17 protein-coding genes are annotated in these 15,970 nt (G+C 72.6%); 4 read left to right on the top strand and 13 right to left on the bottom strand.

Translation table 11 applies throughout. The annotated features are described in order from the left end of the window. Window positions 1–150 precede the first annotated feature (150 nt). Together hemG and hemQ are read left to right on the top strand one after the other, a co-directional pair. Window positions 151–1,725: a protoporphyrinogen oxidase gene (hemG, locus tag ACFWXC_RS17800; protein WP_384479658.1), complete on the top strand. Its 1,575-nt coding sequence runs from the start codon at window positions 151–153 to the stop codon at window positions 1,723–1,725. 5 nt (window positions 1,726–1,730) lie between these two features. Beyond that, entirely contained in the window at window positions 1,731–2,462 is a 732-nt protein-coding gene (hemQ, locus tag ACFWXC_RS17795; protein ID WP_384479657.1) for a hydrogen peroxide-dependent heme synthase, read from the top strand. Between the two features lie 6 nt (window positions 2,463–2,468). Here the strand turns inward: hemQ and ACFWXC_RS17790 are convergent, their stop codons facing one another. From ACFWXC_RS17790 to ACFWXC_RS17765, 6 genes are all read right to left on the bottom strand, one after another. Next, window positions 2,469–4,106, bottom strand: coding sequence for an alpha/beta hydrolase (locus ACFWXC_RS17790; protein ID WP_384479655.1), 1,638 nt, complete (start codon window positions 4,104–4,106; stop codon window positions 2,469–2,471). Window positions 4,107–4,259: 153 nt separating this feature from the next. Then, a complete protein-coding gene (locus tag ACFWXC_RS17785) occupies window positions 4,260–5,039 on the bottom strand; it encodes a TIGR04222 domain-containing membrane protein (protein WP_384479653.1) in 780 nt (259 codons plus the stop codon). Between the two features lie 96 nt (window positions 5,040–5,135). Then, window positions 5,136–5,930 (bottom strand): DUF4142 domain-containing protein, encoded by a 795-nt coding sequence (locus tag ACFWXC_RS17780; RefSeq protein WP_384479651.1) that lies wholly within the window; start codon window positions 5,928–5,930, stop codon window positions 5,136–5,138. 353 nt (window positions 5,931–6,283) lie between these two features. Then, window positions 6,284–7,555 carry a DUF692 domain-containing protein gene (locus tag ACFWXC_RS17775; protein ID WP_384479649.1) on the bottom strand — a complete coding sequence of 424 codons (1,272 nt, stop codon included), beginning with the start codon at window positions 7,553–7,555 and terminating at the stop codon, window positions 6,284–6,286. Between the two features lie 124 nt (window positions 7,556–7,679). Then, entirely contained in the window at window positions 7,680–8,477 is a 798-nt protein-coding gene (locus tag ACFWXC_RS17770; RefSeq protein ID WP_384479647.1) for a DUF4142 domain-containing protein, read from the bottom strand. A 106-nt stretch (window positions 8,478–8,583) separates the two neighbouring features. Then, complete coding sequence (locus tag ACFWXC_RS17765) at window positions 8,584–9,300, bottom strand: aminoacyl-tRNA hydrolase (protein ID WP_384479645.1); 717 nt, start codon at window positions 9,298–9,300, stop codon at window positions 8,584–8,586. A gap of 128 nt (window positions 9,301–9,428) precedes the next feature. Between ACFWXC_RS17765 and ACFWXC_RS17760 the strand changes: the two genes are divergently transcribed. Then, window positions 9,429–10,301 (top strand): ATP-binding cassette domain-containing protein, encoded by an 873-nt coding sequence (locus tag ACFWXC_RS17760; protein ID WP_384479643.1) that lies wholly within the window; start codon window positions 9,429–9,431, stop codon window positions 10,299–10,301. Beyond that, the gene (locus ACFWXC_RS17755; RefSeq protein WP_384479642.1) at window positions 10,298–10,969 is read left to right on the top strand and encodes an ABC transporter; all 672 of its coding nucleotides are present in this window, start codon (window positions 10,298–10,300) and stop codon (window positions 10,967–10,969) included. The genes ACFWXC_RS17760 and ACFWXC_RS17755 overlap by 4 nt, the downstream gene beginning before the upstream one ends. Here the strand turns inward: ACFWXC_RS17755 and ACFWXC_RS17750 are convergent. The 7 genes from ACFWXC_RS17750 to ACFWXC_RS17720 all read right to left on the bottom strand — a co-directional run bounded on the left by ACFWXC_RS17750 (window position 10,961) and on the right by ACFWXC_RS17720 (window position 15,874). Next, window positions 10,961–11,143, bottom strand: a complete 183-nt coding sequence (locus ACFWXC_RS17750; RefSeq protein WP_382538319.1) for a hypothetical protein — start codon at window positions 11,141–11,143, stop codon at window positions 10,961–10,963. The genes ACFWXC_RS17755 and ACFWXC_RS17750 overlap by 9 nt on opposite strands. An 18-nt stretch (window positions 11,144–11,161) precedes the next feature. After that, a complete protein-coding gene (locus tag ACFWXC_RS17745) occupies window positions 11,162–12,013 on the bottom strand; it encodes a polysaccharide deacetylase family protein (RefSeq protein ID WP_384479640.1) in 852 nt (283 codons plus the stop codon). A gap of 85 nt (window positions 12,014–12,098) precedes the next feature. Beyond that, on the bottom strand, window positions 12,099–12,302 hold the full coding sequence (locus ACFWXC_RS17740; RefSeq protein WP_384479638.1) for a hypothetical protein: 204 nt from the start codon (window positions 12,300–12,302) through the stop codon (window positions 12,099–12,101). Beyond that, on the bottom strand, window positions 12,250–13,170 hold the full coding sequence (locus ACFWXC_RS17735) for a slipin family protein (protein WP_384479682.1): 921 nt from the start codon (window positions 13,168–13,170) through the stop codon (window positions 12,250–12,252). Before ACFWXC_RS17735 ends, ACFWXC_RS17740 begins: the two co-directional genes overlap by 53 nt. A gap of 146 nt (window positions 13,171–13,316) precedes the next feature. After that, window positions 13,317–14,801 carry a SulP family inorganic anion transporter gene (locus tag ACFWXC_RS17730; protein ID WP_384479636.1) on the bottom strand — a complete coding sequence of 495 codons (1,485 nt, stop codon included), beginning with the start codon at window positions 14,799–14,801 and terminating at the stop codon, window positions 13,317–13,319. 8 nt (window positions 14,802–14,809) lie between these two features. Then, complete coding sequence (locus tag ACFWXC_RS17725) at window positions 14,810–15,388, bottom strand: carbonic anhydrase (RefSeq protein WP_384479634.1); 579 nt, start codon at window positions 15,386–15,388, stop codon at window positions 14,810–14,812. Between the two features lie 90 nt (window positions 15,389–15,478). Then, window positions 15,479–15,874 carry a hypothetical protein gene (locus ACFWXC_RS17720; protein ID WP_384479632.1) on the bottom strand — a complete coding sequence of 132 codons (396 nt, stop codon included), beginning with the start codon at window positions 15,872–15,874 and terminating at the stop codon, window positions 15,479–15,481. Between the last annotated feature and the right edge of the window lie 96 nt (window positions 15,875–15,970).

Below are 15,970 nucleotides of genomic sequence, written 5' to 3'. Positions count from 1 at the left end.
CCCCCGATGGTCGTGACTACTGACGCTCCTTCGACGCAGGGGCGGTGCGGGACGTTTGAGCGCGACGGTCCCGATGCGGTCACGGTCCGGACGCGCGCAGGTCACCGGGCCCGGACGGGAGTGTCAGTGGGGTCTGAGAGAGTGGGGGTCATGAGCGCAACGGGTACGGGCACGGGGCAGCACGTCGTGGTCATCGGCGCCGGGATCGCCGGGCTGGCCGCGGCCCACCGGCTGCTGGAGCGCGGCGCGCGCGTGACCGTGCTGGAGGCCTCGGAGAGAGTCGGCGGCAAGCTGCTGCCCGGCGAGATCGCGGGTGTGCGGGTCGACCTGGGCGCCGAGTCGATGCTGGCCCGCCGGCCCGAGGCGGTCGCCCTCGCGCGCGAGGTGGGGCTGGACGGCCGGCTGCAGCCGCCGGCCACCGCCTCGGCCTCGATCTGGACCCGGGGTGCCCTGCGTCCCATGCCCAAGGGCCACGTCATGGGTGTCCCCGGCACCGCCGCCGCCCTGTCCGGTGTGCTGTCGGAGGAGGGCCTCGCGCGTATCGAGCGCGACGCCGACCTGCCCCGCACCGAGGTCGGCGACGACGTGGCGGTGGGGGAGTACGTGGCCGGGCGGCTCGGCCGGGAGGTCGTCGACCGGCTGGTCGAACCGCTGCTCGGCGGGGTCTACGCGGGCGACGCGTACCGCATCTCGATGCGCTCGGCGGTCCCGCAGCTCTACCAGGCCGCCAGGACGCACGACTCGCTGACCGAGGCCGTCCGCGAGATCCAGGCCAAGGCGGCCGCCAACCAGCAGACGGGCCCGGTGTTCATGGGCATCGAGGGCGGCGTCGGCACCCTGCCGCTCGCGGTGGCCGCCTCGGTGCGGGCGCGCGGGGGCGAGATCGTCACCGGGGCACCCGTGACCGAACTGCGCAGGGTGGGACCGGGCACGACGCGGGACTTCGACCACGACGACTCACCGGCCGGCGGATCCGGCCCGTCGCGGGCGGGCGCCGGGGCGGCGGATCACGGTGACCGCGCGGCGGGCCGCGGCGGCCACCACACCGGGTGGCGGGTCGTCGCCGGTGACCGGGTGCGGTACGCGGACGCCGTGATCGTCGCCGTCCCGGCCCCCGTCGCCGCCGCCCTGCTGCGTGCCGAAGCGCCCGCCGCCGCGGCCGGACTGGCCGCCGTCGAGTACGCCTCGATGGCCCTGATCACCCTCGCCTACCGCCGTGCCGACCTCGCCCTCCCCGAGGGCAGCGGCTTCCTGGTGCCGCCCGTCGACGGCCGCACCATCAAGGCCTCCACCTTCGCCTCCCAGAAGTGGGGCTGGATCGCCGACGAGGACCCGGACGTCGTCGTGCTGCGCACCTCGGTCGGCCGGTACGGCGAGACGGAGGTGCTGGGCCGCGCGGACGGCGACCTCGTCGACGTCTCCCGGCAGGATCTGCGCGCCGCCACCGGCCTGGCCGCGGACCCCGTCGCCACCCGTGTCACCCGCTGGACCGACGGCCTGCCCCAGTACCCCGTCGGCCACCACGCGCGCGTGGCCCGCGTCCGCGAGCACGTCGCCGGGCTCCCGGGCCTGGCGGTCTGCGGGGCCCAGTACGACGGGGTGGGCATCCCCGCCTGCATCGCGAGCGCGTACGCGGCGGTCGACCAGCTGGGCGGTGACCTGGCGGCGGTGCGGGAGCTCACCGCCCACCCGGTGCAGAGCCTGCACGGCGGAGCGGGAGAATAAGGACCATGAGTGACGACGCCCCCACCACCGCCCCCGAGCGGATCCCGAACAAGGGCAAGCTGGCCAAGGACCTCAACGAGGTCATCCGGTACACCCTGTGGTCGGTCTTCAAGCTGACGGACGTGCTGCCCGAGGACCGCGCCGGCTACGCCGACGAGGTCCAGGAGCTGTTCGACCAGCTCGCCGCCAAGGACGTGACCGTGCGCGGCACCTACGACCTCTCCGGTCTGCGCGCCGACGCCGACCTGATGATCTGGTGGCACGCCGAGGACAGCGACCGGCTCCAGGAGGCGTACAACCTCTTCCGACGCACGAAGCTGGGCCGTGCCCTCACGCCGGTCTGGTCGAACATGGCGCTGCACCGCCCCGCCGAGTTCAACCGCTCGCACATCCCGGCCTTCCTCGCCGACGAGACGCCGCGCAACTACGTCAGCGTGTACCCGTTCGTGCGCTCGTACGACTGGTACCTGCTGCCCGACGAGGACCGCCGCCGGATGCTCGCCGACCACGGCAAGATGGCCCGCGGCTACCCGGACGTGCGCGCCAACACGGTCGCCTCGTTCTCGCTCGGCGACTACGAGTGGATCCTGGCCTTCGAGGCCGACGAGCTGCACCGCATCGTCGACCTCATGCGTCATCTGCGTGCCTCCGAGGCCCGGATGCACGTCCGTGAGGAGGTCCCCTTCTACACGGGCCGCCGCAAGGACGTCGCGGAGCTGGTCGCGGGCCTCGCCTGACGACGCTCAGCGCTGGCCGGCCTTGCCCTTCAGGGAGTCCCGCAGCTTCTTCTGCTGGGCGTGGCCGGCCGGCTTCGGCTCCGGGTGCCCCGTGCAGGACGCCCGCCGGTCCGGGAGCCGGCCCTCCAGCAGGTAGGCCTCCAGGTAGCCGTTGACGCACTTGTTGGGGCCGCCGCCGATGCCGTGGGTGCCCGCGTCCCGCTCGGTCACCAGCACCGAGTCGGCCAGCCGCCGGTTCATCTCCAACGCGCCCGCGTAGGGCGTGGCCGCGTCCCGCTCCGCCTGCAGGATCAGCGTCGGCGGCAGCTCACCGGGACCCGTCCGGACGTCGAGGGCCTTCTGCCGGGGCACCGGCCAGTAGGCGCACGGCAGGTTCATGAAGGCGTTGTCCCAGGTCTCGAACGGCGCCACCCGCGCCAGCCGGGTGTTGTCCCGGTCCCAGGTCCTGAAGTCCGTCGGCCAGGCCGCGTCGTTGCACTCGACGGCCGTGTAGACCGCGTTGCCGTTCTCCGCCGCGGCGGCCGTCGCGGGCGTCGGCGCCGCCAGCTTGACCAACGGCTTCGCGTCGCCCTTCAGGAACTTCGACAGCGCCTCCGCGCGGCTCGGCCAGTAGTCGTCGTAGTACCCGGCCGACAGGAACGCGCCCTGCAACTGCCCCGGCCCGACCTTCCCGCCGGCCGCCTTCTTGGCCAGCCGCTTGCTCGCCCGGTCGTAACTCGCCTGCACCTTCGCGGCCGTGTCACCGAGCCCGTACACGTTGTCGTGCCGGGCGATCCACTCGCGGTAGTCCGCCCAGCGGCTCTCGAACGCGGCCGACTGGTCCAGGTTGGAGCGGTACCAGATCTGTGCCGGGTCCGGGTTCACCGCCGAGTCCAGCACCATCCGCCGTACGTGCGAGGGGAACAGGGTGGCGTACAGCGCGCCGAAGTAGGTGCCGTAGGAGGCGCCCATGAAGGTCAGCCGGTTCTCGCCGAGCGCGGCGCGCAGCACGTCCAGGTCACGCGCGTTGTTGAGCGAGGTGAAGTACCTCAGCCTGCTCCCGGACCGCTTGAGACAGCCGCGCGCGTACGCCTTCGCCTCCGCGACCCGCGCCTTCTTGTACGCCGCCGACGGGTGCGCCGGTGACGGGGAGGGCGCCTTGAAGAACCGCTTGGGGTCCACACAGGACAGCGGCGCCGAACGGTCCACCCCGCGCGGGGCGTAGCCGACCAGGTCGTAGGCGGCGGCGAGGCGCTTCCACTCGGGCAGTACGCCGACCATCGGGAAGGCCATGCCGGAGGCACCGGGGCCGCCCGGGTTGTAGACCAGGGTGCCCTGCCGGGGCACCTTGCGCTTGCTGTTGTGCGGGTCCTTGTGGGTGGCGCGTACCCGGCTGACGGTCAGTCTGATCTGCTTGCCGTCCGGACGCGTGTAGTCCAGTGGGACGCTCAGCGTGCCGCACTGGAAGGAGCTCGGGAAGTCCAGGCCCGCGGCGCACTTGCCGAAGTCGATGCCCTCCGCGCGCGCCCGCGCGGCGGCCACGGCGGTACCGCGCAGTTCGGTGGTCGCCGCGTCCGGGACGCGGGGGGCGCTCCCGGCCGGGGCGGCGGCCAGGGTGGTCAGGATCAGGGACCCGGCTGCCGAATACAGGGCGGGGGCTCTCATGGCGTATCCCTTTCGGTGCGGTCGCTGCGTGGCGCGGCAGTAACGGCACCGCAGCGACTGCACGGCAGCAATAAAAGGGATATTTCGACCGGTTGTCGGCGAAGGCAAGCACCATCGGCGGGTGTCGGCGCCAATGCCCCTATACGCCCCCGCTCACTCCCGCGGGAGCTGGTCCCGGTGTGCGAAGGCCGCACGCAGCTCCGGTTCACCGATCGCGCGGATACCGCGGACGGCGACGGAGGCGAGCATCGAGTGGTCGTCGGCCGCCCGGTTCGCCCGCCGGTGCAGCACGCCCAGCAGTCGCTGCCCGGCCGGGGAGGCCCAGCGCGCGTACGGGTGCACCTCGACCCGGGCGATGGCCAGGCAGCTCAACGTCAGGGTGAGGGGCAGCGCGAACCACATGGCGACCAGGTCGCGGGGCATCTCGGTCGGGGCGGGCAGCACGAGGGCGACCGCCCCCAGGCCGAACACGGCGAGTGCGGCGGCCCGGACCTGACGCACGCCCGACGCGACCGTCGTACGCGCCGCCACGTCCGGCACCGCGAGCCCGGCCCGCACCAGCCCCTCGCCGAGACTGCGCACGGCGTCCGCGCCGGCCGCCGCCGAGCGCACCGGCGCTATCCGCGACTGCCCCTCCGGCCCGATGGCACCTATCACCGAGCGCTCCATCTCGTCCCGCGCACGCGGGTCCACGACGGTCGCCCAGCCGGTGTGGGCCAGCAGCAGCCGCTGTTCGCGGGCCATGGACACCAGGGTCAGATCGGCGACCCGCGCGGGTCCGCCGGACAGGAAAGCGGCCTCGTACAGCGTCAGATCGTGACCTCGGCCGGTGTCCGTGCCGGTGGCCGCGGTGCGTACGGCGGCCAGGCACAGCCGAGTGCAGGCGGTGCCGGCGACGGCCCAGGCCAGGAGCAGGAGAAGGACCCAGAACATGACGCGTTTCTATGCCAGGGGCTTGGGAAACGCCATGCCCTGTTCATATTCCGGACCGAGTGTTGTCGGTATGTGACGTTCCGCTTCCCGTGCAGGTCAGGGGCTGTGGGGAGGCGGGGGACTGGAGGCGGCGGGCGGCAGCGGGTACGTCGAGGCCGACGGCGGTGCCGGTGCCGGCGACGGTACGACCGGGATCGCGTCGCTCGGCGCGAAGACCGGCGGCGAGGCGGCGGGGGAGGGGGTGACCGCCAACTGCTGCGCGAGGGCGGCGAAGTCGACGTACCCCGTGGCCTCCAGGACCTTGATGTGGTCCAGGACGGTGGTGTTGGCGTCGTCGGCGAGATCGCGGACCAGGGTGTTCTGGGTGCCGGCGCGGACCTGGGCGACGACGGAGAAGACCCGGCCGTGGGCCAACCGCGCGATGTTCGCGAACTGCCGGTCGAAGTCCTGCCCCTGCGCCTCGGTGAGCGTGGCGAGCCACTGTTGCTGCTGGGCGTTGGGCTGGTTGGGAATCGGCACGCCGAGCTGGGCGGCGACGCTGCGGACGTGCGCGTCCAGGGCGGCGTGACCGTCGACGAGGTGCCGGCCGGCGGTCCGTACGGCCTGGGTGGTGCCCTTCTGCTCCGCCATCTCCCCGGCCGGCAGCTCCCAGAGCCCGGCGAGCCGCACCTTGACGACGAAGTCCCGGTCCAGGGCGGACAGCGGACCGTAGCGGGTCGACACGGTCTGGGCGCTCAGCACGTTCACCGCGCCGGTCGGATCCGAGCGGTCGGCGTACGACCAGATCGGGAACACCAGGGCGGCGAGGGTCGCCGCGAGACAGGCGATGATCAGTCCGGTACCGGTGAATATGCCTCGGCCTTGGACGGGGGGTCGGGAACGCGCGCGCATGATGCCTCCTGCACCGCACGGTGGGGCTTCGCCGTACGGGGTTGGCATATTACCGAGGGGGTGAAAATGGTCGTTCGGCCGCGGGCCGGTGGGGGCTGGTCGCGCCCACGCGGCGGAGCCGCATGTCGATACAGCCCCGCGCCCCTTACAGGGCGCTGTTCAGCCGTGTCCTACAGAGCCACGGGGAGCTACATAGCTGCGGGCAGGCGTGCCTCCCCCAGTGCCTTAAGGGCCTGGGAGGTGCCCCCAGGCGGCACGGGTGGGCGATGGGGGTCCCCCCGCTCGAGCGAAGCCGAGAGTGGGGGAGGCACCCTGCCAACGCCGGTAAGTGACACCCCCCGGCCCTCACCCTCCTAGCCTCGCCGCAGCAACGCCCTTCGGCGGGGCGTCGTGCCCGCTCGGTCCCGCCACCATTTCTCCAGTCGGCGCTGGGAGGTCCTGTCACCCGCCCCGCCGTCGCTCAGCAACCGCTCCGCGAAGTCCAGGGCGTCCCGCCGGTAACCCCCGGTCATCGGCCGTTCCTGCGCGTACGCCAGAAAGGCCGGCCGGTACGCCTCGCCCAGGATCTCCGGCAGCTCCGGGGCCACCTTCGCCACCACGTCCGCCCGTTTCGAGGCCAGTGCCCGCGCCTGGACCCCCATCCGCACCCGGTCGAACCCCTCCGGCACCGGTGTCCGCGCGACCAGTGAGGACAGCACCGCGGTCTGCGCGAGCCCGACGCGCTGCCGGGTGGCGTCGGTCACCTCGGGTGCGGCCGGCCGCGCCGGGGGAGCGAACCGGCGGCCGGCGACCGCGCCCCCCGCCGCCACCGCCCGGCGGATCGCCGCCAGCTCCTGCTCCAGGTCGGCCGGTTCGGGGAAGTTCTCGTCCCGCTCCAGCAGCACTCCCGGCGGCGTGACCCGGGACGCGAGGTCGGTCAGGACGTCCAGGACCGCCGGGGGCACCGGGTGGGCGTGGCTGTCGTGCCAGACGCCGTCCCGCTCGAAGCCGCCCGCGACATGGACGTAGGCGATGGCCTCGACGGGGAGTTCGGCGAGCGCCTTGGCCGGGTCCTCACCGCGGTTGACGTGGTTGGTGTGCAGGTTCGCCACGTCGATCAGCAGCCGGACCCCGGTGCGGTCGACGAGGTCGTACAGGAACTGCCCCTCGGTCATCTCCTCGCCCGGCCAGCAGATGAGTGCGGCGATGTTCTCGACGGCGAGCGGCACCGGCAGCGCGGCCTGCGCGATGCGGATGTTCTCGCAGAGCACGTCGAGCGCGTCCCGGGTGCGCGGCACGGGGAGCAGATGGCCCGCCTCCAGGAGCGGCGAGGCCGTCAGCGGCCCGCCTCCGCGGACGAACGCGATGTGCTCGGTGACCAGAGGGGAGCCCAGCGCCTCCGCCCGCTCGGCGAGCGCCGTGAGCCGGTCCGCGTCCGGGTGGTCCGCGCCGCCGAGGCCCAGGGAGACACCGTGCGGTACGACCGTCACCCCGCGCTCGCGCAGCCGCCGCAGCGGCTCGGGGAGGTGGCCCGGACAGGTGTTCTCGGCCACGACCTCGACCCAGTCGATGCCGGGCATGCGCTCCACGGCGTCGGCGATCTCCGGCCGCCAGCCGATGCCCGTTCCCAGCCGCTGCAGCGTCATGGTCCGCCCCCCTTCTTGTTCCGAATGACGGGGGTATGGCCCCGGAGCGCGTCCGCGAACCGTGTTGCCTGCCGCTTCAGAGCAACATTTGAGGTTCGGGGCCGCGCTCCGGGGAGCTGTTCGGCTACTGCCGGGCGAGCACGCCGCCCGCCGAGTCCTCCGGGTCGGGGCGCGCGGTGTTCACAGTGCCCGGCGCACCGGGGGAAGGACTGGACGTGGTGCGCACGTCATCACTGGCCTGCGCGGCCGGTGCGGAGGGCACCACCACCCCCGGCGCCGGCACGGCCGGGCCGGTCGGGCTGGCCGTGGTGGCGTTGGCGATCTCGTTGGCGATCGCCTCGAAGTCGACCTTCCCGGTCTTCTCCAGGATCGTGATGTGATCGAGCACCGTCTGGTTGGTGTCCGAGGCCAGCTGTCGTACCAGGCTGTTGCGGGTGGTGTTCCGCACGGTCCCGACCGCCGGGAAGATCTTGCCGTGCGCGGCTCGCAGCAGGTTCACGAACTTGTACTCGTACTCCTCGCCGGTCGCCGCCGACATCTCGTTGAGCCAGCCCTGCTGCTGTTCGTTCGGCACGTTCGGCAACTCAACGCCCAGCTGCGCCGCTACGATCCGGACCCGTCGGTCGAGGTCGGTGTGGCCGACGATCAGATGGTCGCCGGCCTCCTTGATGGCCGCGCTCGGCGCCCGCTGGATGGCCTGCTGCCCGGCCGGCAGCTCCCACAGCCCAGCCAGCCGGACCCGTACGATCAGGTCGCGGTCGGCCGCGGTCAACGGGCCCCACTGGGTCATCACCGTGCCCGCCGCCACGTTCGCCTGGCCGGTGCCGGAGCGGTCGCCGTACGACCACACGGGATAGGCGAGCGCGCCGAGCGTGGTGGCGAGGGCCGCCAGGATCATGGCCGTACCGTTGAAACGCCGCAAGGGGTCCCTCCCCGTGTCGCTGGTTCAGTGACCGGACGTACGGGTGTGACCGAAGCAGTGTTCAAACAAACGGCAAAGTTCGTCAGGGTATTTAAAAAATCCCAGGTCAGCGCAGTGCGGGATGGTCCGCGACGACCGTGCAGGACCCCGGCGCGATCTCGGTGAAACCGGCGTCCCGCACCAACGGCAGCCCGCTGTCCGTCAGTTCACGCCACTCGGCCGGATCGGCGGTCCGCACGGCGAGCGGGAACCCGGCCTCGCGCCACGCCTCCCGCTCCTCCTCCGACAGCGCCCACCAGGCCAGTTGGGCCCCGTGCCCGGCCTGCGCCATCGCCTTGCCCGCGGACATCTCCAGCTCCGGGTTCAGCCACAGCACGGCCCCCGCCCGGTCGGCGCCGACGGGCGGCTCGGGATCGTCCAGCTCGGTCCCGGACACCTGCAACTTCGCCAGTTCCTTGGGCCACCCGTCCAGGGGAACCGGCGGAAACACCCGTACCTCGGCGGACTTCCCCGTGAGGGTGATCCCGGGCAGCTCCCCGGCCCGCCGCCACTCGGCCCCCCGGGCCCGCCGCACGACCTTGCGGATCCGCGCGTCCTCCCAGTCCCGCATCGCCTGAGCCCACTCCCCGTCCCCGAGGGAGCGCGGATCACCGAGCATGGTCAGCACGGCCCGCGCGGCGGTCTCGAGAGCGTCGGTGCGGGCGGGCGGAGCCGCCTTCTCGATCCGCACGACAAGAGGCAGGACGAACTGGGGTGCTTCGTCCCGTGCAGTGGGCTCGGTTCGAAAGGGACTGTCGCCGGGTGACTTGGAATCAACGCTCACGACATCACCCTAAGGGGCGCGGGCCGTGTCGATTTGCGGCTCCGCCGCGTGGGCGCGACCAGCCACATACGACCGGCACCGCGCAGCGATGCGCACCACCCGCTCCCTCCCGGCACGACAATGTCGGCATGCACCGCGATCTTGAACTGGCCCGCGTAGGCCGCCGCTACGGCATACGCGGCCCCTGGGTCTTACGAGGCGTCGACCTCACCATCACCCCCGGCACCCTCACCCGCGTGGAAGGAGCGAACGGCACCGGCAAATCCACCCTGCTCCGCCTGATCGCCGGCATAGACACCCCCACCGAGGGCCGTATCACCGGCCGCCCCCGCACCGCGTACGTGCCCGAGCGCTTCCCCTCGGCCCTGCCCTTCACCCCCTCCGGCTACCTCACCCACCTCGGCACCGTCCACGGCCTCTCCCGCAGGTCGGCCGCCGCCCGCGCAGCGGACTGGCTGGAGCGGTTCGGGGCCGCGGCCTACGCGGCCACGCCCATGGCCCAGCTCTCCAAGGGCACCAGCCAGAAGGTCGCGGTGGCCCAGGCCCTGCTCGCCGATCCCCGGCTGCTCGTCCTCGACGAGGCCTGGACCGGCCTGGACGCCGAGGCCCGCGCGGAGCTGGAGCGGGCCGTCGCCGAGCGGACCGCGGCCGGGGGTGCCGTCGTGTTCGTCGATCACGATCCACGGCGCCTCGCGGGCGCACCCGACGCGACCTACCAGGTCGTCGACGGCACCCTCAAGGCCGCTGCCGCGCAGCTGACTTCACCCGTCGGCCCGCACACCGTCGTCACCGTCCGGGGCCCCGCCGGCGGCCGTCTTCCCGCCGAGGCGACCCGCACGGCGGCCTTCGCCGAGGAACCGGCCCCCGGCACCTACCGTCTTACGGTTCCCGCGTCCCACTCGGACGTGGTGCTGCGTGCCCTCCTCACGGCCCACCCGCCCTGGCACGTGGTCAGCGTCAGCCCCTCGGACGTCCCACCGGACGAGAAAGCGCGCCCATGACCGCACTCCTGCGCTACCAGACCGCACTCCTCCTGCGCTCCCAGCGCTGGCTGCCTCCGGTGATCCTGTACGCCGTGTTCCTGGGCGTGGGGGTGCAGAGCGGTCAGCCGGTGCTGGACTCGCTCGGCTACACGGCCGCCGCCCTGCTGCCGGTGGCCGCCTGGCTGGTACGGATCTGTGTCACCGGCGAACCGCCGGCCGCCCGCGCCTGTGTCACGGCGGCGCGGGGCCCGGCCAGGGCCCATCTGGCCGCCCTGCTCACCGCCCTCGCCGCCGCCGCGCTGCTCGGCACGGCGGCGACCCTGATCGTGATCGTGATCAGCCAGCACGCCACCAACGACCGCCGGCTCGCCGTATCGCCGCTGCGGGCCGGGGCCGCCGGTCTGCTCGCGACCCTCGCCTGCGCGCTGCTCGGCAGTGCCGTCGGCGCGCTCACCAACCGGCCGCTGCTGCGCTCGCCGGGCCGGGCGGTGCCCACGATGCTGCTGGCCGCGCTGCTCGCGGTGGTGGTCGCGGGCTCCCCGGCGCACGCGGCGGTCAGCGGTCTGGTCTCCGGCTCGGAGTCCGGCCGGGTCCCGGTGTCACCCCTGCCGACGGCCGCGGCGGCCCTGCTCACCGCCGCGGCCTTCACCGTGGCCTGTGTCCTCAACGGCCGCCGCTCAACCTGAGCAGGCGCTCCGCTGCGCCTCCTGCCACTCGCACCGGGGGCACATCGTGATGCCCTTGTACGACTCCGGGTACTCGGTCGGCTCCCGGCACAGCACACACTCGGCGTACGGCGGTCCGTCCGCCGTCGGCGGCTTCGCGGCCTCGGAGATCGTGCAGTAGCCCTCGTCGCTCATGTCTCCAGCGTAGGACGGTCAGCGATGACCGGGCGTCTCGCCGATCAGCTCGGACACCTTCACGAACCGGAAGCCCCGCTTGCGCAGCTCCGGTACGACGCTGCGCACCACCCGCTCGGTGGTCGGGGCGGCGCTGCGGGTGCAGTGCATGACGACCACGGAGCCGGGCTTCACCCCGTCCAGCACCTGCTTGGTCACGGCGTCGGCGTCGGTCGCGAACGCGTCGCCGCTCACCACGTCCCACTGCACCGCGGTCACCCCGAGCGCGCCGACCGCGCGCAGCGCCTGCTGGTCGTAGCAGCCGCCGGGGAAACGGAAGTACGGCATCGGATGCGGCACTCCCGCCCTGAGCAGTGCGGCGTAGGCACGCTCCACGTCCGACTTCATGGTCACGGCGGAGACGGTCGGCAGGCCGTAGCAGTCGTCGGTGAACGCGTAGTGGCTGTAGGAGTGGTTGGCGACCTCGAACTGCGGGTCGCGGCCGAGGGAGCGGGCCTGGTCCGGGTACTCGTCGGCCCAGCGGCCGGTCATGAAGACCGTGGCCGGCACCTTCAGCCGGCGCAGGGTCGCGATCAGCGCGGGGTTGTCGAAGTGCTCGCCGGCGGCCGCGCGGGGCCCCTGGTCGGCGGTCATGTCGGCGTCGAAGGTCAGAGCGACGGTCTTGCCCAGGGTGCGCGGACCGTTGGAGAAGACGGGGGCCAGGCCGCCCGGGCCCGCGGGGAGGGTGGGCGGCTTGGCGGCGGGGGCGGGCCGGGCCGGGGCCGGGTGGCCGGTGTGGGGGGCCTGGGCGGTGCCGCAGGCGGCGAGCGCGGCGCCCAGGGCGACGCAGGCGGCGGTCATACCGGTGAGACGGCGTACTGATCGGATCACTCTATGAACGTAGGTCGGATTGTCCGGTTTTTCTGGGTGGCGCGGCGCCGGGGCCGCCGGGGTCACCCGGGCGGCGGCTGTCCGGTCACGGTGCCCTCAGCAGCCGCTCCCGGCACTCCGCCACGTCGCAGTCCGCCTTCGGGTACCGCGGGTCGAACTGCTCCAGGTGCTCCAGGAGAAGGCGGCCGATGGCCCGGTTGCGGTACCACTTGTGGTCGGCCGGGAACCGGAGCAGGTCACGCAGAGCGGGGTCGCTGTCGTCCGTACGCTTCGGGTGGTTCCTCGGCACGGGCACGCCTTTCGCTGGGGTCCGGGTGTCCGGGTTCAGGAAGTTCGGAGAGCCCGGCGAGATCCGGGGGACCGTGCGGGGCGCTGCCGTTCGGCGCGCTCGGCGCGGGCTGCTGGGCCCGCTCCAGGAAGCGCAGCAGCTCCACCGGGAAGGGCAGGACCAGGGTGGAGTTCTTCTCGGCCGCCACCGCCACGATCGTCTGGAGCAGCCGCAGTTGCAGGGCTGTCGGAGTCTTCTCCATCTGCTGGGCGGCCTCGGCCAGCTTCTTCGAGGCCTGGAACTCGGCGTCGGCGTTGATGATCCGGGCCCGGCGCTCCCGGTCGGCCTCGGCCTGGCGGGCCATCGAGCGCTTCATCGTGTCCGGCAGCGACACGTCCTTGATCTCGACCCGGTCCACCTGCACACCCCAGCCCACGGCCGGGCTGTCGATCATCAGCTCCAGTCCCTGGTTGAGCTGCTCGCGGTTGGAGAGCAGGTCGTCCAGGTCGCTCTTGCCGATGATCGACCGCAGCGAGGTCTGGGCCATCTGCGAGACGGCGAACTTGTAGTCCTCGACCTTGACCAGCGCGCTCACCGCGTCGACCACCCGGAAGTAGACGACCGCGTCCACGCGCACGGTGACGTTGTCGCGGGTGATGCCCTCCTGGGCGGGGACCGGCAGCGTGACGATCTGCATGTTGATCTTGTGCAGCCGGTCCGCGAACGGGATCACCAGATTGAAGCCGGGCTGTCGTACGCCACCGGTGACCCGGCCGAGCCGGAACAGCACACCCTGTTCGTACTGCTTGACGACCCGCGCCCCCGCGGCCAGGTACAGCGCGCCGACGCACAGCGCCACCACCACCGCTACCAGCAGCTCCTGAACCATCACGACCCCCAGCCAGAGAGGTCCGGTATGTCTGATGTTGTAACGATATGCCCGACGGACCGTTCGGGGCCATGGTCCGCCGGGGAGCAGGTCCGGGCCGGGCTGCCGAGGGGCGTCGGCAGCCCGGCCCGGGAGCGGCCGCCGGTTCAGACGGCCGTGACTCGGGTGGTCACGGCCGAGGCGGCCGTGACCTTCACCGGTTCGGTGTCGGCGTCGCTGTGCCGCTCGGCCCAGCTCTCCAGCGCGGTCCGGCAGGCGTGGTCGAGATGGTGCAGCCCGGACAGGTCCACCCGGATCGGGCGATCGTGGGGCAGCGCCTCCAGACTGTCGAGGATCTTGGGCAGCCGCAGGAAGGTCGCGTTGCCCGACAGGTGGGCGTCGATCGGGCCCGCGCCCTTGTCGATCACCTCCAGCTTGATGTGCGAGGCCTCCCACGCGGTCTTGACGATGGACAGGGCCAGTCCGATGAGCACGCCCTCGAACATGCTGACCGCGACGATCGACACCGCGGTGACGACCAGGATCAGCGCCTCGCCCCGGTGTTCGCGCCAGAGGACGGCCAGTGCCCGCACGGGGATCAGCTTGGCGCCCGAGTAGACCAGGACTCCGGCGAGCGCCGGGATCGGTATGTAGCCGAGGACGCCCGGCAGCAGCGCCGCGAACAGCAGCAGCCAGACGCCGTGCAGCACCCGGGACGCCTTCGTCCGGGCGCCCGCCTGCACATTGGCCGCGCTGCGCACGATCACCGCGGTCATCGGCAGCGCGCCGAGCACCCCGCAGAGCGCGTTGCCCGCGCCCTGGGCGATCAGCTCCTGGTTGTACTTGGTGCGCGGACCGTTGTGCAGACGGTCCACGGCCGCCGCGCTGAACAGCGACTCGGCGGACGCGATCAGTGTGAACGCGACGATCGTGCCGATCACGCCGAAGCTCGCCAGTTCGCCGAAGGCGCTCAGCGGCGGCGGCTGGACGGAGCCCAGCAGCCCGTGCACCTCGACGGTGGCGACCGGGAGGCTCAGCAGGAACCCGGCCAGGGTGGCGAGGCCGACGGCGGCCAGCGGTCCCGGAACCGTCCGCACCTTCGCCGGGAGGTACTTCCACAGCACCAGGACCGCGACGGTGCCCGCGCCGAGGGCGAGTGAGGCCAGCGCTTTCCCGTCCCCGAGGGCGTCCAGGAACGCCCTCGGCAGACCGGCTATCTTGCCGGGCCCCGACTCGGGGGCCTTGGCGGCGAGCGCCGGATACAGCTGGCCGGCGATCAGGACCAGACCGATTCCGGCCAGCATGCCCTCGACCACCGAGACCGAGATGGCCCGGAAGTAGCGGCCCAGCCGCAGCGCACCCATGGCGATCTGGAGCACGCCGGTGACGAGCACGATCACGCCGAGCACCGGCAGCCCGAACTCCCGCACCGCCTCGAAGACGAGCACGGTCAGTCCGGCGGCCGGCCCCGACACCTGGAGGCTGCTGCCCCGCAGCATTCCGGTGACGAGACCGCCCACGATGCCGGTGACCAGGCCGAGTTCGGCCGGGACACCGGAGGCGACGGCCACGCCCACGCACAGCGGGAGCGCGACCAGGAAGACGACGAGAGAGGCGGTGAAGTCCTGCTTCAGGTAAGGAAACTTGGTCATCGCGACGCTCACAGGGTCTCGAACGCGTCGGTGTCGGCGCGGTGTTCGCGCACGGCACCGGTGTGGACCTCGTAGTACCAGCCGCGCAGGGTCAGTTCGCCCCGCGCCAGCTTCTTGTCGATGAACGGGTAGGAGCGCAGCCGCAGCAGCTGGGCGAGCACATGGCTCTGCACGCCCTCGGCGACGGCCGGGTCCTCCACCGCCCCGGTCGGGCGCGGCTCGGCACGGGCCAGCCAGTCCCGTACGGCGGGTACGGCGGTCAGGTCGTCGCCGCGCACCAGCGCGCCGACGGCGCCGCAGTGCGAGTGCCCGCAGACGACGATGTCGCGGACGCCCAGCACCTCCACGGCGTACTCGATGGTGGCCGCCTCGCTGGTGGGGTGCTCCGAGGCGTACGGGGGGACGATGTTGCCCGCGGTGCGCAGCTCGAAGAGCTCGCCCGGGCGGGCGCCGGTGATCAGGGCCGGGACGACCCGGGAGTCGGAGCAGGTGATGAACAGCACCTGCGGGGACTGGCCTTCGGCGAGTTTGGCGAACTCCTCAGGGCGCTGTCCGAACGTACGGGCGTTGTCGATGAGGGGCTGCATGGCGTGTGGACTCCTCCTGGCGCGCCGGAGCGGCGCGTCGGGCTTGCACGACGGTTGTGGGGGGTGACGAGCCGGGGCAGAACCCGTCGCTCAGCAGCGGAAGATCTGAAGCGCGGCAGGCGAGTGGGCTCTGGACGCTCTTGACGTGCGCTGATGCTTGGCCGCGGGGGCCACGGAGGCGGGTATCGCCTCGGTGTGCCGGGCGGTGGGCGGACGGTCGTCGGCCCAGCCGGCGGTGGCGGTGCGGTGGCGGTCGGCGGTCCGCGGCGGGCTGGTGGGCTCCCCGCAGAGGCCGTGGGCCCGGTGGGTGTGCGAGCCGTCGCGCACCAACGTCGCCGAGAGCGTCGGACCGGGCTGGGCCTTGGCCTCGGCGTGACTGAGTGTGTGCGCGGCTGCGAAGGTTGCCGCGGGCGCGAAGAACTGGACGGCGAGCAGGGCGGCGGCCAGGAGCGAGAACACGGTCCGGGCCGTCGTACCTCGGAACATGAGCCCCCCTCGCGGCAGTTCGCGCCTCTTGTGTGCACCAAGCACAGGTCAATGGTTGGTCAAGAAACACGTTAACCCTGCAAAGTCCTTTGCAGG

The sequence above is a fragment of the Streptomyces sp. NPDC058683 genome, assembly GCF_042716195.1.
Classification (GTDB): domain Bacteria; phylum Actinomycetota; class Actinomycetes; order Streptomycetales; family Streptomycetaceae; genus Streptomyces.
Note: the sequence above shows the minus strand (reverse complement) of the source record. Positions and strands in the feature narration are given on the sequence as shown.

Excerpts from the sequence above, each read along its gene's own strand:
- hemG (WP_384479658.1), top strand. The coding sequence starts at position 151 with ATGAGCGCAACGGGTACGGGCACGGGGCAGCACGTCGTGGTCATCGGC.
- hemQ (WP_384479657.1), top strand. The coding sequence starts at position 1,731 with ATGAGTGACGACGCCCCCACCACCGCCCCCGAGCGGATCCCGAACAAG.
- ACFWXC_RS17790 (WP_384479655.1), bottom strand. The coding sequence starts at position 4,106 with ATGAGAGCCCCCGCCCTGTATTCGGCAGCCGGGTCCCTGATCCTGACC.
- ACFWXC_RS17785 (WP_384479653.1), bottom strand. The coding sequence starts at position 5,039 with ATGTTCTGGGTCCTTCTCCTGCTCCTGGCCTGGGCCGTCGCCGGCACC.
- ACFWXC_RS17780 (WP_384479651.1), bottom strand. The coding sequence starts at position 5,930 with ATGCGCGCGCGTTCCCGACCCCCCGTCCAAGGCCGAGGCATATTCACC.
- ACFWXC_RS17775 (WP_384479649.1), bottom strand. The coding sequence starts at position 7,555 with ATGACGCTGCAGCGGCTGGGAACGGGCATCGGCTGGCGGCCGGAGATC.
- ACFWXC_RS17760 (WP_384479643.1), top strand. The coding sequence starts at position 9,429 with ATGCACCGCGATCTTGAACTGGCCCGCGTAGGCCGCCGCTACGGCATA.
- ACFWXC_RS17755 (WP_384479642.1), top strand. The coding sequence starts at position 10,298 with ATGACCGCACTCCTGCGCTACCAGACCGCACTCCTCCTGCGCTCCCAG.
- ACFWXC_RS17750 (WP_382538319.1), bottom strand. The coding sequence starts at position 11,143 with ATGAGCGACGAGGGCTACTGCACGATCTCCGAGGCCGCGAAGCCGCCG.
- ACFWXC_RS17735 (WP_384479682.1), bottom strand. The coding sequence starts at position 13,170 with ATGGTTCAGGAGCTGCTGGTAGCGGTGGTGGTGGCGCTGTGCGTCGGC.
- ACFWXC_RS17730 (WP_384479636.1), bottom strand. The coding sequence starts at position 14,801 with ATGACCAAGTTTCCTTACCTGAAGCAGGACTTCACCGCCTCTCTCGTC.
- ACFWXC_RS17725 (WP_384479634.1), bottom strand. The coding sequence starts at position 15,388 with ATGCAGCCCCTCATCGACAACGCCCGTACGTTCGGACAGCGCCCTGAG.
- ACFWXC_RS17720 (WP_384479632.1), bottom strand. The coding sequence starts at position 15,874 with ATGTTCCGAGGTACGACGGCCCGGACCGTGTTCTCGCTCCTGGCCGCC.